Source organism: Nonomuraea rhodomycinica, from assembly GCF_013363995.1.
GTDB lineage: Bacteria > Actinomycetota > Actinomycetes > Streptosporangiales > Streptosporangiaceae > Nonomuraea > Nonomuraea rhodomycinica.
In genome coordinates, this window is record NZ_JABWGO010000001.1 from 1,898,450 (window position 1) to 1,914,182 (window position 15,733).

Annotated in this window: 15 protein-coding genes; 7 read left to right on the forward strand and 8 right to left on the reverse strand. The window is 73.9% G+C overall.

The window, feature by feature from the left end:
• Window positions 1-59 precede the first annotated feature (59 nt).
• Entirely contained in the window at window positions 60-428 is a 369-nt protein-coding gene (locus tag HT134_RS08735; RefSeq protein ID WP_175599629.1) for a nuclear transport factor 2 family protein, read from the reverse strand.
• Window positions 429-485: 57 nt separating this feature from the next.
• Complete coding sequence (locus HT134_RS08740) at window positions 486-1,400, reverse strand: LLM class F420-dependent oxidoreductase (protein WP_175599630.1); 915 nt, start codon at window positions 1,398-1,400, stop codon at window positions 486-488.
• Between the two features lie 335 nt (window positions 1,401-1,735).
• On the opposite strand from HT134_RS08740, the gene HT134_RS08745 reads away from it, so the two are divergent.
• Entirely contained in the window at window positions 1,736-3,118 is a 1,383-nt protein-coding gene (locus HT134_RS08745; protein ID WP_281387382.1) for a cytochrome P450, read from the forward strand.
• Window positions 3,119-3,232: 114 nt separating this feature from the next.
• Here the strand turns inward: HT134_RS08745 and HT134_RS08750 are convergent, their stop codons facing one another.
• Window positions 3,233-3,673, reverse strand: a complete 441-nt coding sequence (locus tag HT134_RS08750) for a MarR family winged helix-turn-helix transcriptional regulator (RefSeq protein WP_175599632.1) — start codon at window positions 3,671-3,673, stop codon at window positions 3,233-3,235.
• Window positions 3,674-3,732: 59 nt separating this feature from the next.
• Here HT134_RS08750 and HT134_RS08755 point away from each other — a divergent pair, with 59 nt between their 5' ends.
• Window positions 3,733-4,275, forward strand: a complete 543-nt coding sequence (locus HT134_RS08755; RefSeq protein WP_175599633.1) for an isochorismatase family protein — start codon at window positions 3,733-3,735, stop codon at window positions 4,273-4,275.
• A 109-nt stretch (window positions 4,276-4,384) separates the two neighbouring features.
• Here the strand turns inward: HT134_RS08755 and HT134_RS08760 are convergent, their stop codons facing one another.
• The gene (locus HT134_RS08760; protein ID WP_175599634.1) at window positions 4,385-5,137 is read right to left on the reverse strand and encodes an SDR family oxidoreductase; all 753 of its coding nucleotides are present in this window, start codon (window positions 5,135-5,137) and stop codon (window positions 4,385-4,387) included.
• A 78-nt stretch (window positions 5,138-5,215) separates the two neighbouring features.
• Here HT134_RS08760 and HT134_RS08765 point away from each other — a divergent pair, with 78 nt between their 5' ends.
• Window positions 5,216-5,728 carry an RrF2 family transcriptional regulator gene (locus HT134_RS08765; protein ID WP_175599635.1) on the forward strand — a complete coding sequence of 171 codons (513 nt, stop codon included), beginning with the start codon at window positions 5,216-5,218 and terminating at the stop codon, window positions 5,726-5,728.
• Window positions 5,729-5,733: 5 nt separating this feature from the next.
• Here HT134_RS08765 and HT134_RS08770 read toward each other — a convergent pair whose 3' ends face one another.
• Window positions 5,734-6,078, reverse strand: a complete 345-nt coding sequence (locus tag HT134_RS08770) for a DUF4180 domain-containing protein (RefSeq protein WP_175599636.1) — start codon at window positions 6,076-6,078, stop codon at window positions 5,734-5,736.
• Between the two features lie 179 nt (window positions 6,079-6,257).
• Between HT134_RS08770 and HT134_RS08775 the strand changes: the two genes are divergently transcribed.
• Window positions 6,258-7,007, forward strand: coding sequence for a hypothetical protein (locus HT134_RS08775; protein ID WP_175599637.1), 750 nt, complete (start codon window positions 6,258-6,260; stop codon window positions 7,005-7,007).
• 341 nt (window positions 7,008-7,348) lie between these two features.
• Entirely contained in the window at window positions 7,349-8,341 is a 993-nt protein-coding gene (locus HT134_RS08780; RefSeq protein ID WP_175599638.1) for an endo alpha-1,4 polygalactosaminidase, read from the forward strand.
• 54 nt (window positions 8,342-8,395) lie between these two features.
• On the opposite strand, the gene HT134_RS08785 is transcribed toward HT134_RS08780, so the two are convergent.
• From HT134_RS08785 to HT134_RS08800, 3 genes are all read right to left on the reverse strand, one after another.
• Complete coding sequence (locus HT134_RS08785) at window positions 8,396-9,448, reverse strand: amidohydrolase family protein (RefSeq protein WP_175599639.1); 1,053 nt, start codon at window positions 9,446-9,448, stop codon at window positions 8,396-8,398.
• A 119-nt stretch (window positions 9,449-9,567) separates the two neighbouring features.
• Window positions 9,568-11,208 carry a glycoside hydrolase family 43 protein gene (locus tag HT134_RS08795; protein ID WP_217707248.1) on the reverse strand — a complete coding sequence of 547 codons (1,641 nt, stop codon included), beginning with the start codon at window positions 11,206-11,208 and terminating at the stop codon, window positions 9,568-9,570.
• 208 nt (window positions 11,209-11,416) lie between these two features.
• Entirely contained in the window at window positions 11,417-13,654 is a 2,238-nt protein-coding gene (locus HT134_RS08800) for a hypothetical protein (RefSeq protein ID WP_175599640.1), read from the reverse strand.
• A gap of 147 nt (window positions 13,655-13,801) precedes the next feature.
• On the opposite strand from HT134_RS08800, the gene HT134_RS08805 reads away from it, so the two are divergent.
• On the forward strand, window positions 13,802-14,818 hold the full coding sequence (locus tag HT134_RS08805; protein ID WP_217707249.1) for an SIS domain-containing protein: 1,017 nt from the start codon (window positions 13,802-13,804) through the stop codon (window positions 14,816-14,818).
• Window positions 14,818-15,723: a PfkB family carbohydrate kinase gene (locus HT134_RS08810; RefSeq protein ID WP_175599642.1), complete on the forward strand. Its 906-nt coding sequence runs from the start codon at window positions 14,818-14,820 to the stop codon at window positions 15,721-15,723. Before HT134_RS08805 ends, HT134_RS08810 begins: the two co-directional genes overlap by 1 nt.
• Window positions 15,724-15,733 lie beyond the last annotated feature (10 nt).

Genomic DNA, 15,733 nt, shown 5'->3' on the forward strand with positions numbered 1-15,733 from the left:
GTACTCACTCGCTCAACCGATTTAACCCTCTCGCCCCGTATGGGCGGGCTCTGCGACGTTCAGAGCGCGCTCAGGGTGCCCTGGTGGAAGTACACCCGCCAGCCGTCCTCGGACCGGCGCCACACGGAGCTGCGGCGCGCGCGGCGCCCGGCGTTGTCGCTGACGTAGGTCAGGTGGACGATGCCGGGCGCGAGCAGGACACCGGTCATGTCGCTCACCGTGATGGGCGGATCCGACGGCCGCGTGCTCTCCACGACGTCGGCGATGATCTCCGACCGGCTCCAGAGCCGGCCGGACGCGCCGATCTCCGTGAACTCGGGATCCAGGAGTTCGGCCATGAGCCGCGCCGACGACCGCACCTCCCGGTCGAGCAGCCGGAGCTCTCCGGCCATGGCCGCCCGCACGGGGTCCATCTGATCATCTGTCATGCCATGGACCCTAGACGTGCGTCGTCCCGGGCGGAGTCCGGGGTTTCGCCCCGCGGGTCAGCGCGCGACGAGTCCGGCGGAGGCCAGGACCCGCAGGCTGTCCAGCAGGCCCCGAGGGGTGTCGGCGAGCGGCTGGACGCAGACGTGGTCCGCTCCGGCGTCGAGGTGGGCCTGTACGCGCTCGATGACGGTCTCCGGCTCGCCCCACACCACGACGGCGTCGACCAGCGCATCGCTGCCGCCGCCGGCCAGGTCCTCCTCGGACCAGCCCAGCTCACGCAGGTTGTTGACGTAGTTCGGCAGGCCCAGGTAGAGCGACATGAAGCGGCGGGCGATCCCCCGCGCCCGCTCCGGGTCCGTGTCGAGCACCAGGGTCTGCTCCGGCGCCAGCACCGGGTCCGCGCCGAGGACCTCGCGGGCGCGGGCGGTGTGGTCAGGGGTGACGAAGTAGGGATGCGCGCCCTGGGCGCGGCGGGCGGCGAGCTCCAGCATCCTGGTCCGGAGCGCGGCCAGCAGCCGCGGCGCCGGTTCCGGCAGCGGGCCGCCGTACTCCGTGGCGTCCATGGCGTCGAGGTAGGCGGTCATCGCCGCGACCGGCCTGCGGTAGTCGTGGCCTCGCGCCGACACCGCGGGCGCGTGACTGACTCCCAGACCGAGCACGAACCGCCCGCCGGACGCCTCCGAGAGGGCGTTCGCGCCGTTGGCGGCGGCGACGGCGTCGCGGGCCCAGATGTTGGCGATCCCGGTGGCGACCGTCAGCCGATGCGTCGCGCCGAGCAGGATCGCCGCGTGGGTCAGCGCCTCCTTCCCGGTCGGGGTCTCCCCGATCCAGAGCGCCCCGTAGCCCAGGCTCTCGATGTGGGCGGCCACCTCACGTCCCACGGAGGCGGGTTGTCCGCTCAGCGAGCTGTTCCAGACCCCCACGCGTCCCAGGCGCCGCCTCAACGCCTCGGCCTCGCCCGCACCCGTCATCACGCCTCACCACCAGCCTGTCCCCGCGGGCCGCCTCCGGCTCGCACAGGTCTCACGATAGGCAGCGCGTCGTCTTCGCAGGTCAACGCCTGATTCATGACTTGCCGCGTTCTCCACCGGCGGTGGGTGCCGCGTGCGGAGATCTTGGGGATTGACCGGGCGAAAAACGTGATGGATAGTCACGTTGTCCTTTCCACCAGCAAGGCCAGCGAGGATGGTGAGGGAGTCGTGCGACTGTTGCGTCACGTTGCCGCCCGTCTTGTCGGCAAGGTCCGCGTCAGCGGTAAGTACCCGTACTGGCCGTACCACGGCGGCGAGTAACCGGCACCCGCCGGTTGGACACGGCACGCCCGCCGGGGCCGCGCGGTCACTGGCTGATGGGCAACGTCACCGCGTACGAGAAGGACCGCGTCGGCTTCCTGCGCCGTCATCACCGTGACCACGGCGACGTGTTCTCCTTCGACGAGCGGATCGTCTTCACCGTCGATCCGCGGCTCGCCCACCAGGTGCTGACCGCCACCAACCGGGACTACGTCACGGAGCCGGCGCCCTTCGCCGGGACGTCGGCTCCGCGCGACGCGGGCGAGGCGGCCCGCCCGTGGATGCGGGCGCGCCGCGTGCTGCGTCCGGCCCTCGCCGACGCCGCGCCCATGGTCACGGGCATGGACGCGCGGTTCGTGGCGGTCCTGGACGACGTGCTGGACCGGACGGCGGGCCGCGAGGCCGAGGTGCTGCCGCTGATGCTCGACGTCACCGGGCGGGCCGCGGCCGAGCTGTGCCTCGGCGAGGACGCGGCGGGCGTCCCTGACCTGCTGGCGGCCGTCCACGCGGTCCTGCTGCCGTTCGAGGAGGCGGGCTACCAGCTTCCGGCGTGGGTCCCGCTGCCGCGCAACCGCCGGTTCCTCCGCGTCCATCGCCGTACGTCCGAGACCTTGACGGGGCTGGTGCGCGCGAGACGCGCCGGGGCCGCCCGGACACCTCCCCGGGACCTGCTCGACGTCCTGCTCGCGGCGCGTCCGGCGATGAGCGACATGGCGGTGACCTCCGCGCTGTGGACCGTGCTGATCGGCGGGCACGGGGTGCCCGCGGCGGCGCTGACCTCCGTCGTGCGCGAGCTCGCGATGCGGCCCGAGTTGGCCGCCGCCCTCGCGGACGAGGCCGGCCGGCCGGGCGGAGACGACGAACCGGGGGGCGGAGACGGCGGGCCGCAGGGCGGAGGCGGCGGGCCGCAGGGCTGGGACGGGGGTCCGGGGGCGGGCGCGCGGCCGGGCGGGGCGGGGCGTCCGCGGGCGCGTCTGCCGCTGGCCGAGGCGGTGGTCCGGGAGGTCCTGCGGCTGTGGCCGCCCGCGTGGACGATGACGCGGGTCGCGTGCGCCGCCGTCGACTTCGGCGGGTGGCGGCTGCGTCCGGGGGACGAGGTGCTGTCCGTTCCGTACCTCATTCACCGGGACCCGCGCTGGTGGCCCGACCCGGACGTCTTCGACCCGTCGCGGTGGCCCGCCGCGCGGCCGGCGCCCGGCACGTACCTGCCGTTCGGCTCCGGCCCCCGCCGCTGCCTGGGCGCGGCGCCGGCGCTGCGCCAGCTCACCCTGGCGGCGTCGCGCATCGCCCGGCGCTTCCACGTGCGCGCGCCGGACGCGGCCGCCGCGGAGCCCGCGTTCTGCGGACGCCTCGCACCGGCGGGCCTGCGCGCGGCGTTCCACCCCGTCGAGCCCTGACCTCGGGCCGCCCCCGGCGTTCGGGGACGGGAACCTTGAGTGACCTGGGCCTCACGTGGCGAGGGGCTCGGGTCGCGGGGGGCTCGGGTCGCGGGGGGCTCGGGTCGCGGGGGGTCAGTCGGCGGGGAGGCCGGTGCGGCGGGCGAGCGTGCCCAGGGTGGCGCGCAGCGTCTCCGCCCCGTCCTGGTCGAGCCCCTCCAGGAGCTCCGCGTCGAGTTCGGCCGCCGCCCGCGCGCACGCGGCCAGCAGGTCGCGCCCTTCCGCCGTCAGCGTGAGCACCTGCCTGCGCCGGTCGGCCGGGTCGCGCTCGCGCCGCACCGCCCCGAGCTCCTCCAGCCGGTCGGCCAGCGAGACCACCAGGCTGGGCGCCACGTTCATGATCCTGGCGACGTCGAGCTGCGAGGCCGCCGCCCCGGAGTCGAGCACCGCCAGCAGTCCCACGTGCTTCGGCTTGAGGTCGTGAGCCGCCAGGCGCGCCGAGAACCGGTCGGTCAGCACGGCCCCGAGCGTGCCGAGCCGGAAGGTGAGCGTCGAGGTGAGCTTGACGGCGTTCATGGCGGCAATGCTACCGTCTCTTCATCATTCAAGTCCTGAACGATTTGGAGCATGAATCGATGTTGAACTCCGCCACCGTGCAGTTCGTCTTCGCCGACCTCCAGGACGCGATCGTCCCGGCGAGCACCACCAACCCCGTCCCCTCCCTGCGCCGCGCGGCCGGGGTTCTCGGAGCGCTCGCCCCGGTGCTCGACATCCCGTTCACCGTCTCGGTCGCGCCCCGGCCGGGCGGCCCGGAGGTGATCGAGGAGCTTCCCGAGGCCGAGCCGTACGTGCGCACCGGCCCCTCCTGCTGGGACGACACCGCGTGGCGCGAGGCGGTCCTGGCCACCGGCCGTCCCAACCTGGTGATCTGCGGCGTGACCACGGAGATCGTCGTGCTGCGCACCGCCCTCGACGCGCTCGCGCACGGCCTGTCCGTGCAGGTGCCGGTGGACGCGTGCGGCGGCATGACGCCCCGTACCGAGCGGGCCGCCCTGCGGCAGATCGAGGCCGCGGGCGGCGTGGTGACCTCGGTGGCGGGCATCGCCTCCGACATGGTGCGCGACTTCACCACGCCCGTCGGCCGGCAGGTCATCGCCTCGCTGCACCGGCTGGTGTGAGGCGCCGCGCAGAGGAGAAGGACCGGTGCGAGGCGCGGAGGCGAGGGACCGGCGCGAGGCGCCGCGCGGAGGTGAGGGGCCGGCGCGACCGGGTGGAGCGCCGCCCGGGTCAGCCGTCCCGGCGCTGGGTCGCGAGCCACTCGTCGAACGTGGTGGGCGCGATGTGGGCGTCCTCTCCCGGCAGCAGCACGTTGCCCGCCATCGCCTCACCGAACAGCCCCGACCAGGTCGGCACCAGCTTCACCGCGCGTCCGAGCGCCTGGTGGGTGCGCCGGGCCATGTCCACGAGGTCCTGCGTCTCCGGCCCGGCCACGTCGGCGTACCGGCCCCGGGGCTCGCCCGTCGCGATCCCCGCGAGGACGCCGGCCACGTCGGCGGGCGCGATCGGCTGCACGAGCAGCGGCGCGATGGTGGCGACGCCGTCCCGCTCGGTCCAGCTCGCCACCATCGCGGCGAAGTCGTGGAACTGCGTGGCCGGGACGATCGTCCACGGCACCGGCCCCTCGGCCACCAGGCGCTCCTGCTCCCGCTTGCCGGCGTAGTGGGCGTTGCCCTCGACCTTGTGGACGCCGACGATCGAGAGCAGCACGTGGTGGCGGATCCCGGCCCGCTCCTCGGCGGCGAGCAGGTTGCGCGTGGTAGCGCCGAAGTAGGCCACGGTCTCGGCCACGTCGGACGCCGGCCCGTTGGTGACGTCGATCACCGCCTCGACGCCGGCGAGGGCGTCGTCGAGCCCCGCGCCGGTCACCAGGTCCACGCCGAGGGAGCGGCTGACGCGCACGACCTCGTGGCCCTCCGCTTCGAGGGCGGCGACGGTCAGGGCACCGATGTTGCCGGTCGCGCCGGCGACTGCGATCCGCATGATGATCTCTCCTCTGGTCTCGACCTGGAAGCTATCACGGACTAAATAGGTCCACAATGTCTCCGATATGCTGGGGGCGTGAAACTGCCTGTGAGCACGGAGTGGGTGCTGCACTGCGCCACGACCCTGGCGCAGCTCGAACCGGGGGCCACCGCGTCGACGGCGCAGCTCGCGCTGTACTACGACCTTCCGGCGCCCTATCTCGCCAAGCAGTTGCAGGCCCTGGTCAAGGCGGGGGTGCTGGCCGCGACGACGGGCCCGCGCGGCGGGTTCAGGCTCGCCCGGGCGGCTTCCGACATCACGCTCCTGGACATCGTCGAGGCCGTGGACGGCACGTCGTCGCCGTACGAGTGCCGGGAGATCCGCCAGCGCGGACGGGGGGCGCTGCCGCCCGAGGACTGCCGGCGCACCTGCGTCCTCGCCGAGAAGATGGCCGACGCGCACGCCGCGTGGCGGGCCAGCCTGGCCGGGGTGTCGCTGGACGACGTCCTCGCCGCGATCCCCCCGTCGGCGCCGGCCCGCACCCGCGCGCGCCTCACCGGCACCGGCACGGGCCCTGGCACCGGCACCGGCACCGGCACCGGGTCATAAGCGCCTCAGCCGTCGGTCAGGCGCGCCTCCAGTTCCTCCAGGTCGCGGACGAACCAGACGTGCCGCCCCCGCTCGGACTCGCGCACCCAGTCGCGGAACGCGGTGCTGGCGGCGACGTGCCGCGAGACGTCGCCCACGATCGCGAGGCCGACCCGGTAGTTGGCGAACTTCTGCGCGATCTCGCCGGCCACGCCGGTGCGCAGGCTGAAGAAGTCGTCGTGCAGGCGCTCGACGGGCATCGCGACCCAGCGGGCGCCACCCCAGGCGGCCTCGCCGAGGACGTCCATCAGATCGGAGGTGTCACGCAGGGGCGTCCCGCCGGGGGCGCAGAGGAAGACGTCGTCACGCATCGCGGGCCTCCAGGATGTCATTGCTCATGGTTCAACCTTCCCTTTCATTCCCCATCATGCAGCAAAAAGGGATGTTCAAGGGATTTAAGGGAGTGGCCGATCGCGCATCGCGGGCGTTTACGGCGGTTTTAGGCAGTTCCCTGCAGCGTTGTCGTCTGTACACCTATCGGGAGGAACAGATGAGCTCTGAGCCGGACGGATTCAGCCCCGCCGAGACACTGGCCGGCGAGCCACCGAGGCGCCGCGTGCCGCGCTCCCTGCTGCTCGCCGCCGCCACCGCGCTCGTCGCGGTGAGCGGCGCCGGCGTGGCCACCGCGGCGGCGCTCTCCCCCACGCCGCCACCGCCTCCCTCGGCCACCGCGACCCCGACCGCGAGCCCGTCCGCCACCCCGTCCGACCAGGGGCCCGGACAGGGCCGGCGCTGGGGTCACCGGATGGGATTCGGCGGCCCCGCCCTGCACGGCGAGTTCGTGGTGCCCGACGGCGAGGGCACGTACACGACCGTCGCCACCCAGTACGGCGACGTCACGGCGGTCGACCAGGACTCGGTCACGGTCAAGAGCGAGGACGGCTACACCAAGGAGTACACCGTCGACGCCGACACCCGGGTCAACCGCGACGAGGGCATCGCGTCGGTGAAGACCGGGGCGAAGGTGATGGTCATCGCCAAGGTGGACGGCGAGACGGCCACCGCCGTGGCGGTGCGTGACGTGTCCCTGCGCGACGGGCAGGACCGGCACGGCCGGCCGTTCCCCGACGGCCGGGGCGGCCGATGGCACGACGGCGGCCACCAGTGGCCCGGCGAGCCGCCGACCTCCTCACCGGCCCCCAGTTCCCCGCCGACCTCCTCGCCGGCCCCCAGTTCCCCGCCGTCGACGAGCACGCCGCCCAGCGCCGAACCGAGCGCCTCCCCCACCGCCACCTCCTGAGCACGACGGCACGGCCGGTCCCGACCGCCCCATCGCGGCCACTCCCGTCGGCCGTCTCCCGGCCGCTTCCCACGGCCACTTTCTGACGGCCGGGACGGGCTTCACGACCCATGCCGCCCGGCGCGGCATGGGTCGCGGCGTTTCACCAGTTCGGCGCCCCCGGAGGCCCTCCCACCACCCGCACCGCTGGATCGCTCCAGGCCCCACCCGGCACCGGGACCGCGGGCCGGGACCCGCGGCGGGGTTTCAGCGTTCCGGTTGACAACGTCGCGTGATCCTCGCTTTGCTTATAGCCGGAATTCCATTCCGCATTATGGAATATGACGTGATAGAAAGGTGACGTGGTGGTCAGCCTCCGCACGTTCTTAACCCGGTTCACCGCGGTCACGGCCCTCGTGCCGGCCGCCGCGCTCGGTCTCCAGGCCCCGTCCCAGGCCGCGAGCGCCACCGCCCCGACGGCCAGGGTGACGCCCACGTCGGCGACGGCGGGCATCTGGCGGCCACCGGTGGACAGCCGCTGGCAGTACCAGCTCCAGGGCAGCAAGACCTACGCCTCGACCGGCGGCGTCAACGTCGACATCTGCGGGGTGCCCCAGGGCGGCGGGGCGTGCGTGCGGCCGAGCGTCTTCGACATCGACCTGTACGCCGCCGAGGAGGTCGCCGGCAACAACACGACGCTCAACACGGCGGCCGTCAAGGCGATCCACGCCAAGGGCGCCAAGGCGATCTGCTACGTCGACGCCGGCTCGATCGAGGAGTTCCGGCCCGACTACCAGAAGTTCGTCGACTGGCACAACGCGCACGGCAAGTCGCTGCTGGGCAAGCCGTTCAGCGAGGAGTTCCCCAACGAGCGCTGGGCGAACATCAACAACGACAAGGGCCAGCGGGACTTCCTGCTGCAGATGATGGCGGCCCGCGTCGACAAGTGCGCGCAGGCGGGCTTCGACGGCGTCGAGTTCGACGTGGTCAACGCCCACGAGGAGGGCAAGTCCGTCACCGGCTGGACCGTCAGCCCCGCGACCCAGCTCACCTACAACAGGGCGCTGGCCGCCATCGCCCACGGCAAGGGCCTGTCCGTGGCGCTGAAGAACGACCTCAGCCAGGCCGAGGAGCTCGTGTCCTCCTTCGACTACGCCGTCAACGAGGAGTGCTTCCAGTTCGACGAGTGCTCCGAGCTGAACGTCTTCGTCAAGGCCGGCAAGCCCGTCTTCCACGTCGAGTACGCGACGGCGCCGTCGAGCTTCTGCGCCAAGTCCAGGACGCTGAAGTTCAACTCGCTCAAGAAGCCCGAGGACTACTCCCTGTACGACAAGCCGTACGCGCCCTGCAGGTGAGCCGGCATCCGGTACGCGCTTCCGCCCCAAGGAGGCGCGTACCGGCCCTGGCCGTCAGGCCAGCCTCGGCACCAGCGCGAGCGCGTTGGCGGCGTAGACGCGTTCCAGGACGTGGTCCGGCAGGTCGAGGCCGGAGATCGTCCAGCGGCCCATCGGCGGCGGGTCGTCCAGGGAGTGCGCGAACGCCTCGTCGTCGGTCTCCATGAACCGGAAGTGGATGCGGTAGACGTCCGGGTAGGGCGGGATCTCGTCGGTGCCGAACAGCACCCGGCCGGGGTGGCGGAGCATGAGGGCGCGCGTGGCCCGGGGCTGGCGTCCCAGCTCGGCGACGCGGGCCCCGATGTCGATGTGGAAGTTCGGGTACGTGTCGAGCATCCGGCTCGCGAAGCCCAGGTTCTCCGGCCAGCAGCCCGCGTGGACACCGATCACCGTGGTGGCCGGGTGCCGGGCGACCATCGCCTCCATGGCCTCCATCAGCCGCTCGAACGGCGGGAACCCGGGCCCGGAGAAGTTCCAGTCGGGCCGGGCGGCGAGGAGTTCGAGGCGTTCGTTGCGCTCGTCGGCCGGCTGGAAGAAGGCGACCGGGTCGGCGGTGTGCAGGGCGATCGGGACGCCGGCCGCGCCGGCGGCCGCCCACAGCGGGTCGAGCCGCGGGTCGTCGAGCATGACGAGCTCGCCGCGGTGGTCGCGGACCCGCAGGCCCACGTCCTTCCACACCTTCAGCCCGGCGGCGCCCTCGGCCACGGACCGGGTGAGCTGGGCGGCCAGCCGCTCGCCGAAGCCGGGCTCGGCCGTCCGCGTCCAGTCGACGTGGCAGAAGGTGGCGAAGCGGCCGGGGTGGGCGGCGTCGTAGCGCTCGATGTTCTCGGCCAGCTCCCGGCCCCAGCGGCCGTCGAGGTTGACCATGCCGCGCAGGTTCAGCTCGTCCATGAGGCCGACGAGGGCCGGGACGTCCTCGACCATCCAGCCGCCGTCCTCGGTCAGCCAGCGGCCGAGGTGGGTGTGGGCGTCCACGGCGGGCACGCGGGCGCGCTCGACCTCGTGGACCGGGACCCGCAGCTGCGACACCGGACGGTAGCGGGAGAGGGGCACGTCCGCGTCACCCATGCCTGAAGGCTCCGTTCCGACATACAGAATGATGTTCCGGTGTACCGACAGCAGATCATCGGGGACGAGAGCGTGTCAAGAGTGCCGCCCCCTGAGCGTCTGGGCGGACACCCTCCGGGTCAGGCTCCCGTCGCCTCGTACGTGAACCAGTCGAAGCTCGCGCTGCCCCGCGTGACGTACATGCCGATGACCCGCCCGGTGAAACCGGCGGCGACCTCGGTGGACAGGTAGCGGCCGTCCAGCTCGGCCAGCGGCGGGCCGCCGACCGAGAAGACGATCATGTCGGGGCCCCAGTCGCCCACGCCGGCGGGCTCCCCGGCCGGCCCGGCGGCCGGGCCGACGACGGAGGGCGGGCCGACGACGGAGGGCGGGCCGACGACGGAGGGCGGGCCGACGACGGAGGGCGGGCCGACGACGGAGGGCGGGCCGACGACGGAGGGCGGGCCGACGACGGAGGGCGGGCCGACGACGGAGGGCGGGAGCACGTCGCGGGTGCGCGTCTCGACGGTGAGCGTGAGCGGGCCGGGCGGCACCGCCCGCTCGGCCACGCACTGGCGCAGCGGGCCGATGCGGGCGATCACCCGCGCCAGGCCGCCGCCCACCTCCAGGTCGTAGTGGTGCGCCTCGTCCATCCGCACGGACAGCCCGGCCGTGGCCGAGCCCGGGTCGAGCAGGGCGGTGACGCGGCAGTCGTGGTGCTGCTGGCGGCGGCCGACGAAGGTGTGCCCCGGCCGGTCGAGGGTGGGCCCGGTGGCGTGCAGCGTGAGCCGGCCGCCGCCCAGCGACCAGGAGCCGTCCGGGCGGGCGCGCGGCGAGATCCAGTGCGGGGCCAGGCGGTCGGCGTCGAAGTCGTCACGGGCCGGCTCGGCGGGGAGCGGGTGCCACGCGGCGGGCGCGGGATGGCGCTCCTCGACCGGCCCGGCGACCGGCCAGCCGTCCGCCCACTCCACCGGCACGAGGAACGTCTCCCGGCCCAGCACCTGGAACTCCGGCGTGTGGCCGCGCGGGCGGGTGCCGAGGAGCGTCATCCACCAGGTGCCGTCGGCGGCCTGGACCAGGTCGGCGTGGCCGGTGCTCTGGATCGGCCGGTCGGTGCCGCGGTGCGTGAGGATCGGGTTGGCCGGGCCCGGCTCGAACGGGCCGCGCGGCGATCGGGACCGGGCGATCGAGACGGCGTGGCCGCGTTCGGTGCCGCCCTCCGACAGCAGCAGGTACCACCAGCCGTCCACCCGGTACAGGTGCGGCGCCTCCGGATACTTGCCGCCCGTGCCCGACCACACCTCGTACGGGCCCTCCAGCACCTTGCCGGCCACGGGGTCGATCCGCGCGACCTTGACGCCGGAGAAGGCGCACCAGCACGAGCCGTCCTCGTCCCAGGCGAGGTCGGGGTCGATGCCGGGCAGATCGATCCAGACGGGGTCGGACCACGGGCCCTCGGGGCGCTCGCTCGTGACGAGGAGGGTGCCCCCGCCGCCCACGATCGTGGTGATCAGGTGGAAGACGCCGTCGTGGTGGCGGATCGTCGGCGCGTAGACGCCGCCGGAGGCGGGCAGCCCCGGGGGCAGGCGCAGTTGCGACGGCCGGTCCAGGACGTTGCCGATCTGCCGCCAGTGCACCAGGTCGCGGCTGTGGAAGATCGGCACGCCGGGGAAGTACTCGAAGCTGGAGCAGACGAGGTAGTGATCGTCGCCCACCCGGCACACGCTCGGGTCGGGGTGGAAGCCGGGCACCACCGGGTTGCCGTACGTCCGCGCCGTCATGGGGTCCTCTCCCGAAAACTTTCGGCCGGGAAGCCGATCACCAAGCCGGGACTCTAGGCGGAGGCCCGCGGACCCGTCAACGACGTGCTCCGGAAAGGGCCCTGAGCGGATGACCGGCGGCCGAAACTTTCCGCCGGGCGCCGACGACCACGCCGCGTCCGGCATGAGCTTCTCGGCCCGCGCCGGAGAACCCGCCCGGCGGGGCCGGTCACGCCGGGCGGGCGAGCCTGGCGAAGGAGAGGACCACGACCGTCGACAGCAGCCAGCCCAGCACGCTGGCCACGTTCAGCAGCGCCGAGGTCACCCGGCCGGCCGTGGTGCGCGTCTCCGGGTACCAGACGGCGCGCTGCCCCAGCGAGATGAGCGGGACGACGGTGTCGATCGTGTAGAAGACGGGGTCGAAGCAGCGGACCTGCCCGTCGCCGCACGGCCCCGGCCGGGACGCGGCGCGGGCCCTGGTGGCGGTGGCGTCGGCCCCCTGCTTGGTCTCGTCCACGGTGACCAGGCGGCCGTCCACCGCGTACACGTTCCCGCGGGGGTCCGTGGCGCGTAACGTCGCCTGCGCCCCCGGGACCGCCACCAGCGTCCCCACCAGGGCCAGCAGCGCCGCGAGCAGCCAGAGCGTGCGTCCCGGGCGGTAGCCGTAGCCGACCGTGACCCCGTAGAGGACGTCCCGCAGGTCGCGCAGGAGGCGGCCGGGCGCGCGGCCTCCCGGCGGCCGGACCTGCCTGGCCCGCCTGCGCTGCTCCATGAGCAGCCGCTCGGCCTCCACCGGGCGGCCGTGCTGGCGGAAGACCCTGGCCGCCTGCTCGTACGGGCCGGCGTCGAAGGGCTCCATCCCGCGCAGCCAGTCGCGGCGGGTCCGCCAGTCCCAGGAGCCGTCGAACCGGTCGTACACGAATCCCGCGATGGCCGAGCGGCGCGGCCACGCGGCGGGGTCGTCGGCGAGCGCGGTCGTCACGGCACCCGTGAGGTCCACCGACGCAGCCGCCGTCCAGTGCAGGTTCATGCCGGCGCGCGCGGTCGCCGACGCCGCCACGACATCGCCGAACGTACCACCCGCGCAGGCGAGCCGCCCCTCGATGACTGCCCGGTTCAGCACGACGGAGCCCTCGGCGGTGAATCCCCCGGCGAGCAGGACCGATCCCTTGACCACGGCCTGCCGCAGGGAGAGCGCTCCTCCATCGGTGTTCCGCAACCGCGCGCCGTGGGCGTCGAAGGTGGCGCCAACCGTCGCGGAGCGGAACGTGATCCTCCCGCCGCAGGTCTCCACCCCGCGCAGGTCCACGCCCCCGTCGACCGTCGCCCCCTCAGCGGCGACTATCGTGGGGCCTTCCGGCTCGCTCCACCGGGTGCCCTTCAGGACGAGGTCCCCCCTGACGTGCGCTCCCGCCAGCCGCAGCGTGCCCTCGACCGCCACCCCCTCGGCGAGGACGAGGCTGGAGCGCAGTTCGGCGTTGGTCAGGTCGAGCGCCCGCTCGCCGGGGGCGGCGAGCCGCGTGCCCTCGTGGATCTGGATGGTGCTGTACGTCCCCATGGACAGGTCGACGCCGCCGCCGATCCGGCACTCGCCCTCGATGCTGACGTCGCCGTTCACGACGAGCCCGGGTGCGCTGATCGCGGCGCCGGCGCGGCGTCGGCTCCGGTAACCGGTGCCGGTGACGGTTCCGGCGGGCTCGAAGTCGGCGTCGCGGATCAGGAGCTGGCCCGCGATCCGGGCGTTGCCCAGGGCCAGGCGGCCGCGGACGAGCGGGCGGCGGCCCGTCTGGTCGGCGATGACGAAGACGCTGCCGCCGATCGTCGCGTCGCCGAGGTCGAGGGCCAGCCCGCGGTCCGGTCTGGTCAGGCGGGCGCCGGTGAGGTCGAGGGAGCCCGCCACGTCCGCGCCGAGGAGCCGGATGCCGCCGCGTGCCTCGAACCCGTGCAGCAGCCGGATCGTCCCGCCGACCCGCATCCGGTCGGCCTGGACCGCGCGGACCGCGCCGTCGATGACGGTGTCCACGCACAGCAGCCGCCCGCCGATCTCCGACTCGCACAGCCACACCGCGGCGCTGCACGAGGTGCTGGCCGAGGTCCACAGGTCGCCGCGGACGCGGGACCGGGACAGGTCGAGATCGCGGCGCACGCGCAGCCCGTTGGCCACGACGCCGGGGACGTCGCATCCGTCCAGCACCAGCGCGTGCAGCTCGGCGCCGTCGAGGTCGAGCGGCCGGTCGAACGCGCAGCCCACGAACCGCAGCGGGAAGGGGATCTGCATGCCGCGCAGGTCGAGGCCGTCCGCCACGCGGGCGCTCTCCAGGGTGAGGCCGCGGGGATCGAGGTCCTGCGGGTCGCGCCGGAACAGCTCGCGCAGCAGGCCGCCGGGCACGACGAGGTCGTCGCCGTCGAGCGAGCGGAGCGCCTCGCCGGTGGCGGCGGCGCGGCGCAGGGTCGCCTCATCGATCATGTGATCACCCTAGGCGCGTCGCGTCGCAGCGGCACCGGGGTGTCTCGTCGCCACGGCCGAGCCTTGACGCGCCCGCTCCGCGAGAGGCATCATCTACCCCATTCTGAGATCGATCTCACATTGGAGCGCAGAATGTCGCAGGTCCGCATGCCCGTCCGTCCCCTCGGAGCGATATCGGAGACCTTCCGCGCCGATCTGGACGCGGCGGTGACGCCGCAGATCGAGGCCCAGGTGACGGCGTTCGTCGACAAGGCGCTCAGCCCGGCCACCCGGGTGATCTACCTCGTGGGCTGCGGCGGATCGCTGTTCATGTTCGGCGCCATGCGCTTCCTCCTCGAACGCTCCCCCGTCCCCGTGGTCACCCTCAACGCCGACGAGTTCATGCTGCGCCGCCCGGCCGCCCTCGGCCCCGGCTCGGTCGTCATCGCGAGCAGCACCAACGGCGGCACCCCCGAGACCGCGCGGGCCGTGCGCTTCGCCCGCGAGGCCGGCGCTCCGGTCCTGCTCGTCACCAAGGACCCGGACAGCCTCGTCGCCAAGGAGGCCGAGGACGTCGTCCTGCACCGCAGCGTCGAGGCCAAGCAGGTGCTGCAGGGGCTGATCGCGTACGCGCTGCTGCGGGCGCAGGGCGTGGCCGACGACTACGACGAGGCGCTGGCCGTCCTGCGCTCCTGCTCGGAGGCGTTCGAGACCTCGGTGCGCGAGCTGGACGAACGGCTGCGCGACATCGCGGCGGCCTGCGTGGACGAGCCGTGCGTGTACGTGCTCGGCTCCGGCCCGCTGGAGGGCGCGGCCCAGACCTTCGCCGCCTGCTACCTGCAGGAGATGCAGACCAAGCACGCCGTGGCCACGGGCTCGGGCGAGTTCCTGCACGGCGCGTTCGAGGTCGTCGACGGCACGGTGCCGGTGATCGTGCTGCTCGGCGAGGACGCCACGCGGCCGATGGGCGCGCGGGCCGTCTCCTTCCTGGAACGTCACAACGAGCGCAACCACGTCATCGACGGCGCCTCGCTGTCGCTGCCCGGGGTGCCGGCGCGCCTGCGCGCCACGGTCGGCTCGTTCGTCATGGCGAGCTGCGTCACCGCCCGGCTGGCCCAGCACTTCGAGGCGTTCTCGGGCCGCCCGCTGAGCGAGCGCCGCTACATGTGGCGGGTCGAGTACTGATGCGGCTCGCGGCCGTCGGCGACAACATCACCGACTGCTACCTCGACGCGGGGCTGATGTACCCGGGCGGCAACTGCGTGAACGTGGCCGTCCACGCCGCCCGCGCCGGCGCCCGCGCCTCCTACGTCGGCTCGGCGGGGCGCGACGAGCGCGGCGACCGGCTCGCCGCCGCGCTGCGGGAGGAGGGCGTGGACCTCTCGCGTCTGCGCCGCCCGGCCGGTCCGACGGGTTACGCCACGGTCGTCAACGTCGGCGGCGAGCGGGTCTTCGGCCCGTACGACCGCGGGGTGGCGCGCTTCCGGCTCGACGAGGCGGACGTGGAGTTCGTCGCGGCCCACGACGTGGCGCACTCCAGCTACTCGGCCGACCTGGAGGAGCAGCTCCCGGCCCTGGCCGGGCGCGTGCCGCTCTCGTTCGACTTCGACTCCCACACCGGCGACGACTACGCCGCCGCGCTGGTCCCGTACGTCACCTACGCCTTCTTCTCGGCCTCGCACCTCGGCGCGGCCGAGACCGGCGACCTGCTGCGCTGGGCCGTCGGCCGGGGCGCCCACGTGGCCCTGGCGACGCGCGGCGCGGCGGGCGCGTGGCTCTTCGACGGCCGTGAGCTGCTCGCGGAGCCGGCCGTGCCGGTCGAGGTGGTCGACACGCTCGGCGCGGGAGACACCTTCATCGCCCACGTCCTGACCGGCCTCGCGGCCGGGCTGGACGGGCGCGAGACCCTGCGGCGGGCGTCCACGCACGCCGCGCGGGTCTGCACCGCGCTCGGCGCCTTCGGGCACGCCGCGCCGCTCACCCCCGACGTCGGCGAGCTTCGCGACCTCCCCCAGTTCCGGGACGTCGCCGACCCCCCTCGCCTCCCCGAATCCCCCGAAGGCTCCCGAGCAGCACCGACCCCCCAGTAGCAAAGGAATC

Bases quoted from the DNA above. Each gene is read 5' to 3' on its own strand.
- HT134_RS08735 (WP_175599629.1), bottom strand. From the start codon at position 428: ATGACAGATGATCAGATGGACCCCGTGCGGGCGGCCATGGCCGGAGAG.
- HT134_RS08740 (WP_175599630.1), bottom strand. From the start codon at position 1,400: ATGACGGGTGCGGGCGAGGCCGAGGCGTTGAGGCGGCGCCTGGGACGC.
- HT134_RS08750 (WP_175599632.1), bottom strand. From the start codon at position 3,673: ATGAACGCCGTCAAGCTCACCTCGACGCTCACCTTCCGGCTCGGCACG.
- HT134_RS08755 (WP_175599633.1), top strand. From the start codon at position 3,733: ATGTTGAACTCCGCCACCGTGCAGTTCGTCTTCGCCGACCTCCAGGAC.
- HT134_RS08760 (WP_175599634.1), bottom strand. From the start codon at position 5,137: ATGCGGATCGCAGTCGCCGGCGCGACCGGCAACATCGGTGCCCTGACC.
- HT134_RS08770 (WP_175599636.1), bottom strand. From the start codon at position 6,078: ATGCGTGACGACGTCTTCCTCTGCGCCCCCGGCGGGACGCCCCTGCGT.
- HT134_RS08775 (WP_175599637.1), top strand. From the start codon at position 6,258: ATGAGCTCTGAGCCGGACGGATTCAGCCCCGCCGAGACACTGGCCGGC.
- HT134_RS08785 (WP_175599639.1), bottom strand. From the start codon at position 9,448: ATGGGTGACGCGGACGTGCCCCTCTCCCGCTACCGTCCGGTGTCGCAG.
- HT134_RS08795 (WP_217707248.1), bottom strand. From the start codon at position 11,208: ATGACGGCGCGGACGTACGGCAACCCGGTGGTGCCCGGCTTCCACCCC.
- HT134_RS08800 (WP_175599640.1), bottom strand. From the start codon at position 13,654: ATGATCGATGAGGCGACCCTGCGCCGCGCCGCCGCCACCGGCGAGGCG.
- HT134_RS08805 (WP_217707249.1), top strand. From the start codon at position 13,802: ATGCCCGTCCGTCCCCTCGGAGCGATATCGGAGACCTTCCGCGCCGAT.
- HT134_RS08810 (WP_175599642.1), top strand. From the start codon at position 14,818: ATGCGGCTCGCGGCCGTCGGCGACAACATCACCGACTGCTACCTCGAC.